The 17,523-nt window shown below is 62.7% G+C and carries 19 protein-coding genes; 10 read left to right on the plus strand and 9 right to left on the minus strand.

Annotated features, from left to right (window positions below; all coding sequences use genetic code 11):
- Positions 1-74: 74 nt before the first annotated feature.
- Positions 75-983 carry an alpha/beta fold hydrolase gene (locus ACF8FG_RS25105; RefSeq protein WP_014592348.1) on the plus strand — a complete coding sequence of 303 codons (909 nt, stop codon included), beginning with the start codon at positions 75-77 and terminating at the stop codon, positions 981-983.
- A 44-nt stretch (positions 984-1,027) separates the two neighbouring features.
- Here ACF8FG_RS25105 and ACF8FG_RS25110 read toward each other — a convergent pair whose 3' ends face one another.
- The 4 genes from ACF8FG_RS25110 to ACF8FG_RS25125 are packed head-to-tail and all read right to left on the minus strand — an operon-like array spanning position 1,028 to position 2,999.
- Positions 1,028-1,369 carry a HopJ type III effector protein gene (locus ACF8FG_RS25110; RefSeq protein WP_014592347.1) on the minus strand — a complete coding sequence of 114 codons (342 nt, stop codon included), beginning with the start codon at positions 1,367-1,369 and terminating at the stop codon, positions 1,028-1,030.
- A complete protein-coding gene (locus ACF8FG_RS25115; RefSeq protein WP_010955294.1) occupies positions 1,362-1,658 on the minus strand; it encodes a DUF1244 domain-containing protein in 297 nt (98 codons plus the stop codon). Before ACF8FG_RS25115 ends, ACF8FG_RS25110 begins: the two co-directional genes overlap by 8 nt.
- 9 nt (positions 1,659-1,667) lie before the next feature.
- Complete coding sequence (folM, locus tag ACF8FG_RS25120) at positions 1,668-2,405, minus strand: dihydromonapterin reductase (RefSeq protein ID WP_010955293.1); 738 nt, start codon at positions 2,403-2,405, stop codon at positions 1,668-1,670.
- 33 nt (positions 2,406-2,438) lie between these two features.
- Positions 2,439-2,999 (minus strand): antibiotic biosynthesis monooxygenase, encoded by a 561-nt coding sequence (locus ACF8FG_RS25125; protein WP_010955292.1) that lies wholly within the window; start codon positions 2,997-2,999, stop codon positions 2,439-2,441.
- A gap of 219 nt (positions 3,000-3,218) precedes the next feature.
- Between ACF8FG_RS25125 and ACF8FG_RS25130 the strand changes: the two genes are divergently transcribed.
- Positions 3,219-4,154 carry a MerR family transcriptional regulator gene (locus ACF8FG_RS25130; RefSeq protein WP_119713301.1) on the plus strand — a complete coding sequence of 312 codons (936 nt, stop codon included), beginning with the start codon at positions 3,219-3,221 and terminating at the stop codon, positions 4,152-4,154.
- Here ACF8FG_RS25130 and ACF8FG_RS25135 read toward each other — a convergent pair.
- The gene (locus ACF8FG_RS25135; RefSeq protein ID WP_049587077.1) at positions 4,139-4,756 is read right to left on the minus strand and encodes a hypothetical protein; all 618 of its coding nucleotides are present in this window, start codon (positions 4,754-4,756) and stop codon (positions 4,139-4,141) included. The genes ACF8FG_RS25130 and ACF8FG_RS25135 overlap by 16 nt on opposite strands.
- Before the next feature lie 59 nt (positions 4,757-4,815).
- On the minus strand, positions 4,816-5,244 hold the full coding sequence (locus tag ACF8FG_RS25140; protein WP_003251655.1) for a PAS sensor domain-containing protein: 429 nt from the start codon (positions 5,242-5,244) through the stop codon (positions 4,816-4,818).
- A gap of 115 nt (positions 5,245-5,359) precedes the next feature.
- Between ACF8FG_RS25140 and ACF8FG_RS25145 the strand changes: the two genes are divergently transcribed.
- The gene (locus ACF8FG_RS25145; RefSeq protein ID WP_014592343.1) at positions 5,360-5,815 is read left to right on the plus strand and encodes a flavodoxin; all 456 of its coding nucleotides are present in this window, start codon (positions 5,360-5,362) and stop codon (positions 5,813-5,815) included.
- A gap of 21 nt (positions 5,816-5,836) precedes the next feature.
- Here the strand turns inward: ACF8FG_RS25145 and ACF8FG_RS25150 are convergent, their stop codons facing one another.
- Positions 5,837-6,718, minus strand: a complete 882-nt coding sequence (locus tag ACF8FG_RS25150) for a LysR family transcriptional regulator (RefSeq protein ID WP_014592342.1) — start codon at positions 6,716-6,718, stop codon at positions 5,837-5,839.
- Positions 6,719-6,815: 97 nt separating this feature from the next.
- Between ACF8FG_RS25150 and ACF8FG_RS25155 the strand changes: the two genes are divergently transcribed.
- The 4 genes from ACF8FG_RS25155 (at position 6,816) to ACF8FG_RS25170 (ending at position 12,509) form a co-directional block, all read left to right on the plus strand.
- Entirely contained in the window at positions 6,816-7,202 is a 387-nt protein-coding gene (locus ACF8FG_RS25155; protein ID WP_014592341.1) for a CidA/LrgA family protein, read from the plus strand.
- Positions 7,192-7,878, plus strand: coding sequence for an LrgB family protein (locus ACF8FG_RS25160; RefSeq protein ID WP_014592340.1), 687 nt, complete (start codon positions 7,192-7,194; stop codon positions 7,876-7,878). Before ACF8FG_RS25155 ends, ACF8FG_RS25160 begins: the two co-directional genes overlap by 11 nt.
- Positions 7,879-8,054: 176 nt before the next feature.
- On the plus strand, positions 8,055-8,960 hold the full coding sequence (locus tag ACF8FG_RS25165; RefSeq protein WP_019436972.1) for an alpha/beta fold hydrolase: 906 nt from the start codon (positions 8,055-8,057) through the stop codon (positions 8,958-8,960).
- Between the two features lie 324 nt (positions 8,961-9,284).
- Complete coding sequence (locus tag ACF8FG_RS25170) at positions 9,285-12,509, plus strand: hypothetical protein (protein ID WP_119713302.1); 3,225 nt, start codon at positions 9,285-9,287, stop codon at positions 12,507-12,509.
- Here ACF8FG_RS25170 and ACF8FG_RS25175 read toward each other — a convergent pair.
- Positions 12,440-13,273, minus strand: coding sequence for an IclR family transcriptional regulator (locus ACF8FG_RS25175; RefSeq protein WP_041167073.1), 834 nt, complete (start codon positions 13,271-13,273; stop codon positions 12,440-12,442). The two genes, ACF8FG_RS25170 and ACF8FG_RS25175, sit on opposite strands and share 70 nt — an antisense overlap.
- A gap of 112 nt (positions 13,274-13,385) precedes the next feature.
- Between ACF8FG_RS25175 and hmgA the strand changes: the two genes are divergently transcribed.
- Genes hmgA through maiA form a run of 3 tightly spaced genes read left to right on the plus strand, consistent with a single transcriptional unit; the run spans position 13,386 to position 16,628 of the window.
- Positions 13,386-14,687, plus strand: coding sequence for a homogentisate 1,2-dioxygenase (hmgA, locus tag ACF8FG_RS25180; RefSeq protein ID WP_003251670.1), 1,302 nt, complete (start codon positions 13,386-13,388; stop codon positions 14,685-14,687).
- 3 nt (positions 14,688-14,690) lie between these two features.
- The gene (gene fahA / locus ACF8FG_RS25185) at positions 14,691-15,983 is read left to right on the plus strand and encodes a fumarylacetoacetase (protein WP_014592336.1); all 1,293 of its coding nucleotides are present in this window, start codon (positions 14,691-14,693) and stop codon (positions 15,981-15,983) included.
- 12 nt (positions 15,984-15,995) lie between these two features.
- Positions 15,996-16,628: a maleylacetoacetate isomerase gene (gene maiA / locus ACF8FG_RS25190; protein WP_014592335.1), complete on the plus strand. Its 633-nt coding sequence runs from the start codon at positions 15,996-15,998 to the stop codon at positions 16,626-16,628.
- On the opposite strand, the gene ACF8FG_RS25195 is transcribed toward maiA, so the two are convergent.
- The gene (locus ACF8FG_RS25195) at positions 16,622-17,428 is read right to left on the minus strand and encodes a SirB1 family protein (RefSeq protein ID WP_014592334.1); all 807 of its coding nucleotides are present in this window, start codon (positions 17,426-17,428) and stop codon (positions 16,622-16,624) included. The genes maiA and ACF8FG_RS25195 overlap by 7 nt on opposite strands.
- Positions 17,429-17,523: the final 95 nt, after the last annotated feature.

Raw genomic sequence — 17,523 nt, forward strand, 5'->3', positions numbered from 1 at the left:
GTTCACCCGCGAAGAGGCCGGTACAGGCTACAAAATATTTGCTAGTTTTGGCGCACAACGACAGGGAATGCGCCATGAGTAGCCTCACCCAACCTGCTACCCCATTTCGCCACCCCGCGGCCGACGGCTACCGCCTCGGCGGCTTCTGCTGGCGCCACGCCCAACCTGACCCCCAGCGCCCGCTGGTGATCATCAACGCTGCCACTTCGGTACGCTGCCGTTATTACGCCCGTTTTGCCGACTACCTGTTCGCCCACGGCTGTGATGTGCTGACCTACGACTACCGTGGTATCGGCGAATCCCGGCCGGCGTCGCTGCGTGGTTTCCAGGCCTCCTGGAGCGACTGGGGCCGGCTGGATTTCGAAGCCATGCTGGCGCATGCGGCAGCGCATTTTCCAGGTCAGCCGGTGGACGTGGTGGGGCACAGTTTCGGCGGTTGTGCAGTAGGCCTGGCACCGTCGGCTGGCCTGATCCGTCGGGTCGTGATGGTTGGCGCGCAGTTCGCCTACTGGCGCGACTACGCGGCCAACCAGCGCTGGCAGCTGTTCGGCAAGTGGCATGTGGTCATGCCGCTGTTGACCCGGGTATTCGGCTACTTTCCCGGCAAGCGCCTGGGTTGGCTGGAAGACACGCCATACGGCGTGGTGCACGACTGGAGCACGCGTACCCCACGTTATGAGCACCGCCCCAGCGGGCGGGCGTTGGCGGCGCTACCGTTCGCCCAGGTGCGTGCGACGACGCTGGCCATCAGTCTGACGGACGACCCTTTCGGGACCGTGGCGGCGACCGAGCGTTTGTTGGGTTATCTACAGGGGGCCGAGCGAAAGCACCTGCGTATTGCACCTGTGGATATCTCGGCCGAGGAAATTGGCCATTTCGCGTTTTTCCATGACCGGTTTCGCGAAAGCTTGTGGCCGGTAGCCTTGCAGTGGTTGCGGCAGGGGAGGCTGGAAGGTGGGGGGCCTGGCACAATCATCGATTGACGGTGGGCGCAGGATCGTGGGGCCGCAAAGCGGCCCCGGCTATCTCAAGCCTTGCGCGCAAGCGGCTGCGCAGCAAACTTCACGCCCGCCAGTCCGTGTTTGATCAGTGCACGGATGTTGCCATGGTCGCTGCCCTCAGGCGTGGCCAGCACATCACGGTAGTGCTCGCCGAAGGCCAGCAGTGCTTCCTGGTCGCTCAGCCCTTCAAGCAAGGCCAGGCCCAGGGTTTTGCACGAACCTTCGTTCTGCCCTGCCGCATTCTCCACACCGCCGTTATTGAAGGCCTGCGGCTGGTAGCTGTAGTTGTCGGCAATGAACGCCAAGGTATCGGCAAATACATGTTGGCCGCTGGCCAGGCTTGCGCGCAGGGTATTCAGGTCAGTCACGAGGTTTTCCTTTTTCGAACGCCGCTTGTTGTTCGGCGCTGGCTTCTTTCTGGTATTGGGCTTTCCACTCGGCGTAGGGCATGCCGTACACCGCTTCGCGGGCATCATCCAGGCTCAGGTCCAGCTGACGCTCGTCAGCGGCGGCCTTGTACCACTTGGACAGGCAGTTGCGGCAGAAACCGGACAGGTTCATCAGGTCGATGTTCTGTACATCGGTGCGCTTTTGCAGGTGTTCGACCAGGCGCCGGAACGCGGCGGCCTCGAGCTCGAGCTGTTGCTGTGGGGTCATGGTCTTCTCTCAAGTCATGCGGTTCTTCAGGTGGCGGCCACCGTTGATGACCACCTGGCTGCCGGTGCTGTACTGGCTGGCGAGCAGGTACTTGACGGTCTCGATCAGCGGGCCGGCGCCGGGTTCGAACTCCAGCAGGGCCTTTTTCAGGGTTTGCTGGCGGTAGGCGTCGTCACCCCCTTCCTTGAGGATCAGCAGCCCAGGCAGGATACCGTTCACACGCACCTTGGGCGCATATTTTTCGGCGAATGACAGCACCATGTTCTGCAGCGCGGCCTTGGTGGCGGCGTAGCCGATGTGGCTTTTACTGCCGCGCGAGGAGGTTTCGTCGCAGATGTGGATGATGTCGGCCTTTTCCACCTTGGCCAGCAGGTCGCCCAGGGCCAGGTTGAGGTGGTAGGGCGCTTCGACGTGCAGGCGGAACATGGTCTCGAGGTTGTCGAGGCCGTCGTCGAGCCATAGCGAGGCGTTGTGGATGATGGCGCGCAGTCCGTCGTAACGATCGTGCAGGTGATCGATCAGCGCCTGGCGGTCGCCCGCCTGGCACAGGTCGGCCTGAAACTGCACGATGTTGGGGTGGGCTGCCTGCGGCTGGATGCTGCGGCTGGCACTGACCACCGTATGGCCGGCCTGTGCCAGTTCGAGGGCCAGGGCCAGCCCGACGCGCTGGCTGGCTCCGGTAACGAGAATGGGGCTGTTCATGTTCGGGGTGGTCAACTTGTCTGTCCTTTGGTTGCCACCCAGCATACCCGAACTGTTTCCCTGTTGTATGGCCTGGCCTCAGCGGCTGCGCAAGGCGCCGGCAGTGGCCGGGGAGGCATGCAGCCAACTGGCTAGCAGGCGGGTGGACAGCGGGATGAACAGGTACACCATCACCGGCGTCAGGGCCAGGGTGCTGAGCAGTACCCGGGGCACGAGGTCGAGTGCCGTCAACCAATGGCCGAACAGCAGGTTGAAGGCCAGCGAAACTGGGAAAAACGCCAGCCAGATGGCCACGGCCTGCTTCCAGCGTGGCGGTTTCTGCACCGTGTTGGTGCCGAACCAGTCGTCGATACCGCTAACGCGCGCCTCTTTGGGGCGTTCGAACAGACCGTTGCCGCGTTGTAACCATGCGCGGCGAGAGGCGGAGTGCTCCCAGGCATGCAGCGTCGGCTCGTCGCTGAAGCGGAAGATGATCTGAAATTCGTCGCCATCCCGGGGCGGGGCAAGGATGCCCGAGCCGAGGTAGCCAGGGAAGTCGGTGGCCAGCTGTTCGCCTTCGTGCAGCCAGGCCAGCAGGTCCTGGTAGCGGCCATGGGCGGCGCGGCGCGACACCATGAGGGTGACGGGTGGGGTAGACATTGTGTATCTCCTGGCAATGGGGCTGGCGGGTAGCTGGCCCTTTGGCTGTGTGGCCCGGGGTGGTGGGCGACGCAGTCGTGCATGCAAGAATCGGGCACGCATTATCGCGAAGTTGCGTTCCTCGGCAACTATCAGCTGGCAAACGGTGGGTCCAACAGACCGACACAGTCGTAGTAAGCTATGTGCACAGTTTTTACGCACTCAGGGTACTTCGTGCAGATGAACGAGCAGGGACGTAAACCGGTGATCGATGCGAGTTTCGAGCAGCAGGAGCTGTTTCCGATTCGTGAAGTGTCACGCTTGACCGGTGTCAACGCCGTGACCCTTCGCGCCTGGGAACGCCGTTATGGGCTGATCCAGCCCATCCGTACCGACAGTGGTCACCGCCTGTATTCCCTGGCTGATATCGATGAAATCCGCCGTATCCTCGGGTGGCTGGAGCGCGGCGTGGCGGTCAGCAAGGTGGGCAGCATTCTTGCTCGCGGACATGCTCTCTCCGGGCAGGCTGGCGGCGCAGTGGACGCCTGCCTGCGCTGGCAAAACCAGATTCGCCTGGCGGTACAACACTTCGATGTGGCGAGCCTGAATCGCCTCTATGACGAGGTGTTCGCGGCCAGCACCCTGGACCAGGTTTTCGCCGATGTGTTCATGCCGGTGTGGCATGACATGGTGGTCCGGCAAGGGGGCTATGGGCAGGCCAGCGAATGGCTGTTCTATGATCAGTTCCTGCGCGGTCGGGTTTTCGCCCGTTTGCAGCTGGCCCGTGTGCCGTGTAGCCGCACTGTGCTATTGGCGCCATTGCCGGGGCAGTGCCATGAGCTTGAATTGCTGGTAACCAGCCTGATCCTGGGTAGCGATGAAACACGCGTGATCCCGCTGGCGAACGGGCAGCCGCTGCAAGAGCTTGCGCTGGTCTGCGAACGGCTGAAGCCGGACGCTTTGGTGCTGTTTTCCCATCCGTCGCCCACAGTAGAACTCACCCGGCACCTCAAGCGCCTGGCGTCGATGCTGGAATGCCCGTTGTTACTGGCCGGTGAAGCGGCGGAAGCGGTACAGGACAGCCTGGCTGGCAGCCCTGTAGCCTGCCTGGGCGCGCAGGGCAGTGTGATGCGCCAGCGCTTGCGGCAGTTTCTGGCTCGTCAGCTCGATACCTGAGTGTGCAGCTCGGGGTGGGCGTGGCGGTGGGCCTGGAGGATGTAGTCGCGCAGGCGTTCGATTTCTTCGGCCGGGCTTTGGCCGAGGTCATAGGCAGCCAGGTCCGTGCCGATGCGCCGTCCCAACACGCCATGCAGTTCGATCGGGGTGATGCCGCCCGGGGCGAAGCGCAGCTCGAAGCGGGTGGGTGCTGTTGGCAAATCACGGACTTCCAGCAGCACGCCTTTGAAGGAAATCTCGCGCACCCACAGGCCGCTTGCCTCGTCATGGGCATCGAGTAGTGCGCTCGGCTGGTCCAGCGACAAGCGCCATGGGCGGAGCATGGGGCCGTCTTCGTAGATTTCCGGTGAACCCAGCTGCAGGTGCAGGGCGTGGAACTCGTCCTCTACAAGCTGCAGCGGGAAACTGATCTGCTGGTTGTTGAACTGGGCCTGCAAGGTCACCTGCTCGTTAGCCACCAACCGGGTGAGCAAGCTTTGTATGCGGCGGTCGCCATTGACCAGCAGGCTCGACATAGTGTCAGCCAGGTTAAGTTGAGGCGAATGCTGCATGTTCTGTATGAAATCCAGCTCGTCCTGGGTCAGGAGCGCGTCTGCTTGCATAATCGAACTCGGTGGTGGCAATTTCTTCAACGGAATTGACCGTGCGTGGCGGACTTGGTTCAGGCGCGTTCGTCGGGTTTCGGACGAGCGCGCAGTTCTGCCAGCTCCCGTTCCAGTTCGACCTGGCGGCTGACGTCCTTCTGGATGCCGATGAAGTAGGTGCGCTGGTCGAAGTCGCTCTTCACCGGCGTGATCGACAACTCGTTCCAGAAGGCGCTGCCATCCTTGCGATAGTTGCGCAGCACTTCGCGACATGGGCGGCCCTCGGCCATGGCCTTGCGGATGCGTGCGCGGCCAAGCTGGTCACGGTCGTCAGCCTGCAGGAACCGGCAATCCTGATAGAGAATCTCGTCACGGCTGTAGCCAGTGAGGCATTCGAAAGCGGCGTTCACGTAGATCAGGATGGTGTCGTCGCCTTCCTTTTCGGCAACCACGATGCCGTCATTGGACGCATCGACCATCGATTGCAGCAATTGCGCGTTGATCATGTCCGGGCCATTGGTAAAGAAAAACGGAAGATGGCGACGTGGGTAACGGCGGCCTTTTGCCAGCGTTGAATGCTAGTATCCTACGTTTTCACTCAGTTTCGGAATCCTCTACCCGATGAAAGTCGCCATTATTTCCGGCTCGGTCTACGGCACCGCCGAAGAAGTCGCCCGTCATGCTGAATCGCTGCTCAAGGCGGCGGGGTTCGAGGCCTGGCATGCTGCGCGTGCCACCCTTCAGGATCTTCAGGGCTTTGCCCCCGACGCGTTGCTGGCCGTGACCTCTACCACCGGCATGGGGGAGTTGCCGGACAACCTCATGGCGCTGTACAGCACCCTTCGTGACACACTGCCCGCGGCCTGGCGCGGCCTGCCTGGCGCGGTGATCGCCTTGGGCGACTCCAGTTACGGCGATACCTATTGCGGTGGTGGCGAGCAGATGCGTGAGCTGTTCGCCGAACTGGGCGTGCGCGAAGTGCAGCCAATGCTGCGCCTGGATGCGAGCGAGACGGTGACCCCGGAGGCGGATGCCGAGCCTTGGCTGGCTGAGTTGGCGAGCGCACTGAACGCCTGACCCGGCACCTGTGCAGGCGTGTTAGCCGAGGGGCTCGCGCAACAAGGCCAACCACGCCTGCGCCGCCCGTGACAGGTAGGCGCCGCGTCGCCAGATAAACGCGATATCCCAACGCAAATCCTCCTGCGCATTCAACGGCACACGCACCACTCCGGGGCGCTCCAGCGCTTTTGCCACCACCCGGGGCAGCATCACCACGCCCTGGCCCGCCGCCACCAGCGCCGCCAAAAAATCCGCCTGGCCGCTGCGCCCGCCTTCCTTGGGGGTGAAGCCCTGCTGCTGGCACGCCTTCAGCAGCCGGTCGTTGAGCACGAAACTGCGCTGGTACAGCAGAAACGGTGTGTCGGCCAGTTGCCCCAGGCCCACGGCGTCCAGGCCCGCCAGGGCATGGCCAGCCGGCAGCAAGGCATCCAGTGGTTCGTTGCAGAAGGGCTGGTAGTCGAATGCCTCGTCGGTGGGCGTCAAGCAGCCGCCCAGTTCCAGTTCGCCACTTCTGACGGCCTGTTCGACGCTGCGGCTGCCGCCTTCAAGCAGCTGGATGGCGATGTTCGGATGGCGCCGCCGGTACTCGGCGAACAAGCCGGCGAACAACGTGTCGCTGCCAAGCATCGGCAAGCCCAGGCGTAGTTCGCCACGCTCCATCTGGCTGAGATCGTCCAGCTCGTTGAGCAGCGCCTGGCGCTGGCGCAGCAGGGCTTCGCCACGCTCCAGTACGATGCGCCCGGCAGCGGTCAGGTGCAGGTGCGACGCCTGGCGCTCCAGCAGCGGCTGGCCCACATCTTGCTCAAGCTGGGCCACCTGCTTGCTTACGGCCGACTGGCTGATGTGCAGTGTCTGTGCCGCCTGGGTAAAGCCGCCGCGGTGGACCACTTCGATAAAGCTGCGAAGTTGTTTGAATTCCATTGCTTCGATTCCATTCTGGAATGGTAGGCAGTCTAACAATTCGCTTCTGGCCTAGGCAGCCAAATCTTAAAATGAGGGCCTGTCGAGGAACCCCGCCATGAATCCTGCATTATTGAAAAAAGCCCTGCGCCTGCTCGTCGAGCTGGCGGTTATCTGTGCCCTGTTCCTGCTCGGTGGCCAGATTGCCAGTTGGCTGGGCTGGCCGATCCCCGGCGGTGTGATGGGCCTGGCACTGCTGTTGATACTGTTCGCTTCGGGTGTGCTCAAGCCGGCCATGCTGCAATTGGGGGCCGGCTGGCTGATGGCTGAGATGCTGTTGTTCTTCATCCCGGCGCTGATGAGCCTGCTCGACTATGGCGCACTGATCCGTGAAGAGGGCTGGCGCATCTTGCTGGTGATCGCCGTGAGCACGCTGATGGTGATGATAGTGACCGCCATGACCGTTGAGATGGTGTGCCGCTGGAGGCTGCGCCGTGAGCCTTGAACCCATGCCGCTGTTCTGGTTGGCCTTGACCTTGCTGGCTTACCTGGGCAGCCGTTGGTTGTATCGGCGTAGCAAGCGCTACCTGCTGTCGCCGTTGATCCTGGTGCCGGTGTTGCTGCTGGGTGTGGCCGTGCCGCTGCATACGGCCTATGCCGAGTATGCGCGCAACACCCACTGGTTGATGGGTGTGCTCGGCCCGGTGACTGTAGCTTTCGCGGTGCCGATCTGGCAGCAGCGGGCCATGCTGGCGCGTCATTGGCCGGCCCTGATGGTGGGCATGGTAGCCGGCAGCAGTGCCTCGATCGCCAGCTCCTGGGGGTTGGCGCACCTGTTGGCGCTGGACAGCGCAACCAGCCTGTCGCTGGTGCCGCGCTCGATCACCACGCCATTTGCCATGCCCCTGGCCCATGACCTGGGTGGGGTGCCAGAACTGACCGCGGTGTTCGTGATGTTCACCGGCGTGCTCGGTGCCATGTTCGGCGGTGTGCTGTTGCGTTGGCTGCCCCTGCGTACGCCGTTGGCACGGGGGGCGCTGTTCGGTGTTGGCGCGCATGGTGCCGGGGTCAGCCGGGCGCAGGAAGTGGGCCGTGAGGAAGGCTCGGTGGCCGGCCTGGTGATGGTCCTGACCGGGCTGCTCAACCTGTTCGCGGCGCCTTTGTTGGCCTTGCTGCTCTGACCGTTCGTGCCACTGACTCGCTCAGTCATCAAGCTGGCTGGCAACGCAAGTTCCAGCCAATGGGCTGCTGGCTAGACTTTGCGTCGACATAGAGAGCACATGTAAGTGCCGAGGTGACATGCAATGACCGCAGCCTTGCCCTATTCCGCCAATACCCCTACACCGGGACCCATCTGATGCCTATGGCCGAGATTCCATTGTGCGTCTGGCGTACCCGGGCACAGAGTTTCATGTTCCGGGGCCAGAGCATCCGCTACTGGACCGCAGGGCAAGGAGAGCCTCTGCTTCTGTTACACGGTTTCCCCACCGCCAGTTGGGACTGGCACTACCTGTGGGGCCCTCTGAGCCAACGTTTCCGGGTGATCGCTTGCGACATGCTCGGCTTTGGTGATTCGGACAAGCCCGTCGATCACACTTACAGCCTGATGGAGCAGGCAGACTTGCAGCAGGCATTGCTTGCCCATCTGCAGGTCGCGCAGCCCGTGCACCTGCTGGCCCACGACTATGGCGGCAGCGTGGCTCAGGAACTGTTGGCGCGACACCATGAGCAGCGTGCCGGCATCGCCAGTTGCGTGTTTCTCAACAGCGGGCTGTTCCCCGAAAGCTGCCGCATGCTACTGATCCAGAAGCTGCTGCTCAGCCGGTTTGGCTGGCTTGTCGGGCGCTCGTTCGGGCGTGACGACCTGGTGCGTAATGTGATGCAGGTGTATGGCCCCTGCACCCATCCCAGTGAAAGCGCGCTGGATGATTTCTGGAGCCTGATCGCTGCCAACCGGGGCACGCGCATCCTGCACAAGCTGGTGGGTTACATGCCGGAGCGCAGGTTGCACCGCGAACGCTGGGTCGGGGCGATGCAACGAAAAGGCGTGCCGCTGCGCTTGATCAATGGCGTGGTCGACCCGCTTTCCGGCGCGCACATGCTTGAGCGCTACCGGCAACTGGTGCCGGAGCCGGACACCGTGCAGTTACTGGGCATTGGCCATTACCCGCATACTGAAGCGCCGGTGCAGGTGCTGCGCCACTACCTGGCCTTTCGTGAGCAGCTGCTGAGCTTCTACCCGCCGAAGGTGGCGTGGTCATGACGAGACTTTGAGCGGACAGCCAGGGTACATGTTCAGACGCCAAAAAAAAGGCCGCTGCAAGCCGCAGCGGCCAATCGAGACGTCAGATCAAGGAGCTTCAAAATCTACGTCGGTGAACCTGGCAGGCTTGAAAGGCGGGGGGGAGAGCCCTTCAAGCCGGCCAGTGAGTCAAGAATAAGCGCTTGATCCGTCAGGAAAAATAGCTTCTGTCGACATTCACCGTTACGTTTCAGGCAACAGTGCCAAGTGCTGGGTAAGCTTCCCTGCGCTATTGCCTTTATCATCCGTTCACTCTGCTGCTTCGGTAATTTTGGAGCACAGTTCATGTCTTTCGATTTCAATCTTGGCACCCCCGATCTCGGTGAAGGGTGCCCAGATGCACGCTCTGTGAAAGAACAGGTGAAGGCCATGATGGCTCACGCCCAGGAGCTGCAACAACTGATGGCTACGGTTGTGCAACTGGCCAGCCTGATCCCCGAGGCTCATCGACAACAGTTCACCGAGCAGAAGCGTTTACCGTTGGCGGTTGTCGAGTCGCTTGTGCCGCAAAGGCAGGCGGTTCTTGACCGGTGGTGGGAGCAACAGTCCAGATTAAGTACGAAGCCACTTACGCTGGCGTCCCATTTGATCCAGCTGATGTTTGCTGAAACGCGCCTCAAGGCCCTTACGTTCAAGGCCTGGGAAGCCGGTATCGAGGCCCTTGAGCAGGACGGGGACATAAACAAGCATGAGGTGTATCTGGTTGCCGGAGATTTGCGCTTTCGCTTGCCGGGTGTCGTTGCCAGCAGTCATGACCTCGAACAGAACCCCGACGCACCTGCGGATTTTCTGGTCTACAGCCTGGCCAGCGGTTGCTGGTTCGACACTGAACGCGCGCGCGCAGCCCGTGAGCTCGCCCCTGCCTTTGCTGAAGGCAGCCCGTTGCGTTGGCTGTTGTCTTCGCAAGAGCGGGCGGCGTTGTCTACAGAGGGTTTGACACTCGATTTCGTGCCGCTGCAAGTGCCACTTCACAGGTATTTCATCCGTGATCTACGAGCTATCCAGCTTAAGGCCACCCAGCGCAGCCTACGGGTCAAGGTCGACGACGCGCGGCGTCTGGCCCAGCTCGACAGTGCGGCTCGGCTTGAGCCTCTGGTGGCTGCGCTGCAGAAACGTGCGACGCGGCATGTGCGAGCTTACCGCACCAGCCTGCTGCCCGAATGGCGGCGGTTCATGCAGGGCGAGGAACTGCAAGCCTATCGACATCTGGAAGATGACTTGCAGGTGAAGGAGAAGCGTTGCGCCGAGCGTCTGGCGCAATGGCGCGACCTGCGCAGCTTCGCCAAGAAACAGGTCAAGCAAGCCCTTGGCCTGGATATCGACCCCGAGCAGGTACGACTGCGTGTCAGTCACGTCGATGACCCTGAGCAGGCGATGAAGTACACCCTGCTCGATTGGGCGCTGAGTGGTGGCTACAGCGGGGGTCAGCTCAAGGTCGAAGTCCTGGGGGAGTGGCACCGTTCATTGTTGGGGAATATCTCTATCCAGAGCGTGATCGAAAAACTGGATTTGCGCGTGAACTACGTCAAACAGATCCGTACGCTCTATGACGACGCTTTGACCATGGCCGCACTGTGTGAGGTGCTTGATGCGCGGCTGGCGCTGGCCAATCAGGCCGCTCGTCATCAGGGTTTTCACACAGCGGCGTTCGATCTGTTGCACCACGCACGCCTGGGGAAAATGCAGGCCAATGTCATCAGCGCCGGTCTGGTTTGCCTCGATGGTGCGCAAACGCCCTTGAAGGACCTGCTGTGCCTGGTGCAGGGCGATCAGTACCTGCTCTATGCCCCTGGGGCGCCGGGAGGCGATTTTCATCTTTTCTACTCACTCCAGGAAATGGCGCTCGAAATCGGTAGCTGGACCTTGTTGCCGGTAGGCAGTAAGTACCTGCTGGGGCAATGCTCGCGGGCCCAGCATGATTCGCTCAAACGCCATTTGCGCAAGGTCGAGATGCTGCCCACCGACTGGTCCATGCACAGCGTGACGCTCGCGCCGATCAAGTCGCAGCAGTGGCCGGATGTGCTCAATGCTCTTGCCAGGCGCAAGATCATTGCCCTGATCGAGGATCAACAGGCCACCACGCCAAGCTGGTTCATCAAGGCCAGTCGTACCGAGCAGCAGGCACTGGTTGATACCGACCAACTGCTCAAGCTTGCGCAGGCCAGGTACCAGTCGCTGATGAAGATGCCGAGTTTTCGCACCTTCGCCCATCGACAGGTGACGGAAAAGATCAATTCATACCCGGGCAATCGCGGCGGCCCGATCAACCCGGATCAGGTATTGATAGCGCTGGAAGAGGATGCTTTTCGCACACTGACGCAGACCGTCATCAAAGGGTACCCCACGTATTACAATTTTTCCGGCTTTGCCCGCATCACCTCGGCTAACGGCCAGGATATCTCGCACCTGAGCCCGGCGCTGCTGGGGAGCTACATCCGTGCTGCCGACCTGGGCAGCAAGTACATCGAAGAAGTGAAAGCGCAGTTACTCGACCGCTCCAAGCCGGAATATGAAAGGCTCAGGCAGTGTTATCGCACGCTCTTTGCTTTGAAGATCAGGCGTGCCGTGCTCAGCGAGAAACTTCAGGGCAGCTTGTCGGGCCGCCATGCGCAGTGGCTGGAGTCGGTGATCGACACTTTTTCGGGAACCTCGATCGACGCGGCGTGCAGCCTTTATCCGTTGTGGATGGACGATTGCCCCGTCCAGGGTGCCTACCTGCTGAAACATGCTTGGGACCGCGAACTTGAGCCCCTGGTCTATCTGCCGGAAATCGCACAAGGCCCCACGCTGCGGACCCTCAGCGAGCTGGCAAGCACCTGGCGTGAGCACGACTTGGCAGGTTATTGCCAAGACCGCGTGCCGTTATCGAGCCAGTCGCGCTTGAACGCATTGATCGAAGAACAACTGCGCGCCGGAGATGGCATTAGGGTGGTGCTGGATGCCGTCGCCCGAGGCAGGGGAGTGCGGCCGCCGATAGGGGAGATCGGGCATATCGGGGATCCTGTCCAGGACCTTGAAAAACGTATCAGGCGGATGATCAACGAAGCCGCTGAAGACAGCGCCGGTGCTGCCGAGCGTATTTCGGCCGTGGTGGTGGAGTGGGGGATCGTACTGGCAGGCATCCTCTGCGTGCCGTTTCCGCCGGCGGCCATGGCCGTCGGGCTGTTCTGTGCGGCCAGGTCCTTTGTCACCGGGGCCATCGCGTGGAGCGATGGCGACCGCTCTGCCGCCTTGCTGTCGTTCGCGGCGGGGGTTGCAGGAACGGTGGCTTCCACGGGGGTTTTGGCGCGGCTGTTCGGTGCCGCGCAGAAATACATCACCGTACTTTCCCGGGCAGAGGTGTCGCAGCCCACGGCCTTCTCGCGTGTGATCGGGCGGCTATGCGATGACTACAGCGATTTGGTGAGCGAGGTGGCACCCGCCCTTTATGACGGCTTCTCTCAGGAACTGCTCTGGCTCGTCGAGGAGGAAACACAAGACGTCGAGGCGCAGTGTGGGTTGCCCGCGTAACCCATGCGCCAGCTCACGGTTCGTGCGGCCGTGAGCAGGCGCTGCGCCGCCGGCCCATGTTCATCGGCATGGAAGATCGACGTCGGCCCGACCACGGTCATCACTGCGGCGATCTGCCCCATGGCGTTGAATACCGGCGCCGACAGCGCATCCACCCCCGGCATCAGCAGGCCATGCACATGGTGCAGGCCCTGTTCGCGGATGCCGGCCAGCAGTGTGTGGTAGTCACTGGCGGTTTGTTGCAACGCGGCCAGTTCCCTGTCGCGCAGCTCCTGGGTTTCTCGCTCGGGCAGGTAGGCGGCGAATACCAGCCCGGTGGACGAACTGAGCAACGGCAGCACCGAACCGATCTGCGTCACCACGGTGACTGCGCGCACGGCAGGTTCGATGCTTACCACCGTGGCCCCCTGATTGCCCCACACAGCGATGAAGCAGCTTTCGTTGAGCTCATCTCGCAACTGCGACAACGGCATTGCCGCCACCTTGAGCACATCGATGCTGCCCAGCGCCGCCAGCCCCACCCGCAGTGCCTCACGCCCCAGCCCGTAATGGTTGGTGGCCGCATCCTGTTCGGCAAAACCACTGGCGATCAGCGCCTGCAGGTAGCGATGCACTTTGCTCGCAGGCATCTGCACGTGCTCGGCCAGGCGTGATAGTGACGTCGAGGGTGAGAGTTCGGCGAGGGCCTTGAGGATGTCGGTGCCGACTTCCGCCGAGCGGACCTTCTGCTTGCCGGTGTCGGTGGGGGAGCTGGCTTTGGCCATGGGAGGGGAGGTTCCGGGTTTATCGTGTCGCCTTTATAGCTTGACGCCTTGAACGGAGCAAATTACGTTATTCGTAATCTGATTACGATAAAAACAAAACCCGGAGGCATCGATGAACCGCGACACGTCGCCCGACCTTCACTACCTGAGCGGCTTCGGCAACGAATTCGCCAGCGAAGCATTGCCCGGGGCGCTGCCTGTCGGGCAGAACTCCCCGCAGAAGGCCCCGTATGGCCTGTATGCCGAGCTGCTGTCGGGCACGGCGTTCACCATGGCCCGCAGCGAGCTGCGCCGTACCTGGCTGTACCGCATTCGCCCTTCTGCCTTGCACCCACGCTTCGAGCGCCTGGCGCGCCAGCCGCTCGGCGGGCCACTGGGTGGCATCAACCCCAACCGCCTGCGCTGGAGCCCGCAGCCGATTCCTGCTGAACCGACCGATTTCATCGAAGGATGGCTGCCCATGGCTGCCAACGCCGCAGCGGAAAAACCCGCTGGCGTGAGCATCTACATCTACTGCGCCAACCGGTCCATGGAACGGGTGTTCTTCAACGCTGACGGTGAGCTACTGCTGGTGCCGGAACAGGGCCGCCTGCGTATCGCCACCGAGCTGGGCGTGATGGAGGTCGAACCGTTGGAAATTGCGGTGATCCCGCGTGGCATGAAGTTCCGCGTCGAATTGCTCGACGGCCAGGCACGTGGCTACATCGCGGAAAACCACGGTGCGCCGCTGCGCCTCCCGGACCTGGGCCCGATCGGCAGCAACGGCCTGGCCAACCCCCGTGACTTCCTCACGCCTGTGGCCCACTACGAAGAAGCCGAAGGCCCGGTGCAACTGGTACAGAAGTTCCTGGGTGAGCACTGGGCCTGCGAGCTGCAGCACTCGCCACTGGACGTTGTGGCCTGGCATGGCAGCAACGTGCCGTACAAGTATGACCTGCGCCGCTTCAACACCATCGGCACGGTCAGCTTTGACCACCCGGACCCCTCGATTTTCACCGTGCTCACCTCGCCAACCAGCGTGCATGGCATGGCCAACATGGACTTCGTGATTTTCCCGCCACGCTGGATGGTGGCCGAGAACACCTTCCGTCCGCCATGGTTCCACCGCAACCTGATGAACGAGTTCATGGGCCTGATCAATGGCGCCTACGACGCCAAGGCTGAGGGCTTCCTGCCGGGTGGTGCGTCGTTGCACGGGGTGATGAGTGCCCATGGCCCCGACGCCGAAACCTGTGAAAAGGCCATTGCCGCTGACCTGGCGCCGCACAAGATCGACAACACCATGGCCTTCATGTTCGAGACCAGCCAAGTGTTGCGCCCGAGCCTGCAAGCCCTTGAATGCCCGCAATTGCAGGCCGACTACGATAGTTGCTGGGCGACTTTGCCGAGCACCTTCAACCCGAACCGGAGATAACCCATGAACCACTCTGCCAATGCCCGTAGTTGGGTCGAGCACGCCAACGGGCACAGCGACTTCCCGCTGCAGAACCTGCCCTTGGGCATCTTCAGCCGGCCGGGTGAAGCCAGGCGCTGTGGCGTGGCGATCGGCGACGCGATCCTCGACCTGGAGGCGGTGCTGGCCGCCGGCCTGTTCGACGGGGCGGCCAAGGCCGCCGTTGAAGCCACCCGCGGCGGGGCTTTGAACGCCTTCTTCGCTTTGGGCCGCAATGCCCGCGTAGCCCTGCGCGAGCGCTTGCAGGTGCTGCTCGATGAGCACAGCGAACACCAGGCGGCCTTGAAGCCGGCGTTGTTCCTGGCCAGTGAATGCCAGTTGCACGTGCCGGCGCAGATCGGTGACTACACCGATTTCTACGTTGGCATCGAGCATGCGAAGAACGTGGGCAAACTGTTCCGCCCCGACAACCCACTGCTGCCCAACTACAAGTACGTGCCGATCGGTTATCACGGCCGCGCCTCCACCATCCGGCCGTCCGGCACCGACGTGCGCCGGCCCAAGGGCCAGACCCTGCCGGCCGGGCACACCGAGCCGAGCTTCGGCCCTTGCGCTCGCCTGGACTACGAACTGGAGCTGGGTATCTGGATCGGCCAGGGCAACGACATGGGCCAGGCGATTCCGGTAGGCGATGCCGCCGAGCACGTAGCCGGCCTGTGCCTGCTCAACGATTGGTCGGCGCGCGATATCCAGGCTTGGGAATACCAGCCACTGGGGCCGTTTCTGTCCAAGAGCTTCATCACCACCATTTCGCCCTGGGTGGTCACCGCCGAAGCGTTGGAGCCGTTCCGCTGTGCTCAGCCGGCACGCCCCGAAGGTGACCCGCAGCCGCTATCGTACCTGCTGGACAAGCGCGACCAGGCCAGTGGTGCATTCGATATCGAACTCGAAGTGCTGCTGCTGACCGAGCGCATGCGTGAGCAGGGCATTGCCCCGCACCGCCTGACCCTGAGCAACACCCGCAGCATGTACTGGACCGTGGCGCAGCTGGTGGCGCATCACAGCGTCAACGGCTGCCAGTTGCAGCCAGGTGACCTGTTCGGTTCGGGCACGCTGTCGGGCGCCACGCCGGGATCGTTCGGTAGCCTGCTGGAGATCACCGAAGGCGGCAAACTGCCGGTCGAGCTGGCCAGCGGCGAGGTGCGCAAATTCCTCGAAGACGGCGACGAAATCATCCTGCGTGCCCGTTGCACACGTGACGGCGTAGCCAGCATCGGTTTCGGTGAATGCCGCGGCACGGTCATCGCAGCCAACTGAGGAGGCAGGGGTATGGAGCTGTACACCTATTACCGTTCCACCTCGTCCTACCGGGTGCGCATTGCCCTGGCACTGAAGGGGCTGGCTTACCAGTCCCTGCCGGTCAACCTGCTGCAGGGTGAGCAGCGCAGCGAGGGCTATGTAGCCGTCAACCCGCAGGGCCGCGTACCGGCCTTGCGCACCGACGGTGGTGAGGTGCTGGTGCAGTCGCCGGCGATCATCGAGTACCTGGAAGAGGTTTATCCACAGCCTGCGTTGCTGCCGGCCACAGCCGAGGCACGGGCCAAGGTACGTGGGGTGGCGGCCATCATTGGTTGCGACATTCATCCGCTGCACAACGTCAGTGTGCTCAACCGGCTGCGCCAGGCCGGTCAGGATGAGGGGCAGGTCAACCAGTGGATCGGCCACTGGATCAGCCAAGGGCTCGCGGCAGTGGAGCAACTGATTGGCGATCACGGTTTCTGCTTTGGCGACACGCCTGGGCTGGCGGATGTGTATCTGATCCCGCAGTTGTATGCGGCCGAACGCTTCAACATCGACCTCGCCAGCTTCCCGCGCATCCTGCGGGTTGCCGCACTGGCGGCCGCGCACCCGGCGTTCGCCAAGGCCCACCCCGCCCAGCAGCCGGACAGCCCGGCTCAGTGAAGTGAACGGTTCGCCGCCGGAAGCTTGCCGATTCGCTCGGACAGCTTCAGGCGCTGGACCGGGTCTTCCGTCAGCAGCAATGCATGCTCCAGGTCGAAGCGCTCGGCCTGCGGGCAATCCAGATGATGGTAGAGCGAGGCGCGGGTCATGTAGTCGCTCACCTGCACTGGGCCCAACAGCATGATCCGCTCTGCATCGATCAACGCCGCCAGGTGGTTATCGTTACTGATGTGCAGTTGGCGCAGGTTGCGTGACAGGCGTTGCAGTATCTGCAGCGGGCTGGCGCTGCGAAGGTGCTCGGCTGTCAGCGCCAGGTGCGGGCCGAACTGGCGCGCCAGCAATTCTCGGCAGTCGCTGGGGTATAGGCGCCGGCCGCCACAGGGATCGAGCAGGTGGTCGGCACCCGGCACGCGCAGCAGGAAATGGCCAGGGAAGCCCACACCCTCCAGCGGTATGGACAGGCGCCTGGCCAGTTCCAACGCGAGGATGGCCAGGGTCAGTGGTTGGCCGCGGCGGCGCTGCAGTACCTTGTCCATCATCGCCGCATGGGGGCGCAGGGGGTGATATTCATCCTGCTGAAAGCCCAGCGCATTGAGCTGGCGCAGCAATGGCTGGGCCAGTTCGCATAGGGGAAGCATCGGCAGGTTGGCGCTTATCTCGCGCTGCAGGTCGTGCAGCGCAGCAAGGCTGGCCGCGGGCTCGACACCAGGATCGTGCTCGGCGGCAATCCACAATGCGGCTTCCAGCAGGTCGACAGGCTCGCGTTCCAGGCAGGCCAGGCAGGCTTGACGTGGCTTCATGGGGCATCTCCACACACGTTTGAGTATTAGCCGTGGCGCGTGGTTTCGTCCAGTGGTCCGGCGGCGGCGTCAACGCCGAGGCCGTGCCTATACTG

Origin of the sequence: Pseudomonas sp. YQ_6 (assembly GCF_043103245.1) — a bacterium.
Taxonomy (GTDB): Bacteria; Pseudomonadota; Gammaproteobacteria; order Pseudomonadales; family Pseudomonadaceae; genus Aquipseudomonas; species Aquipseudomonas alloputida.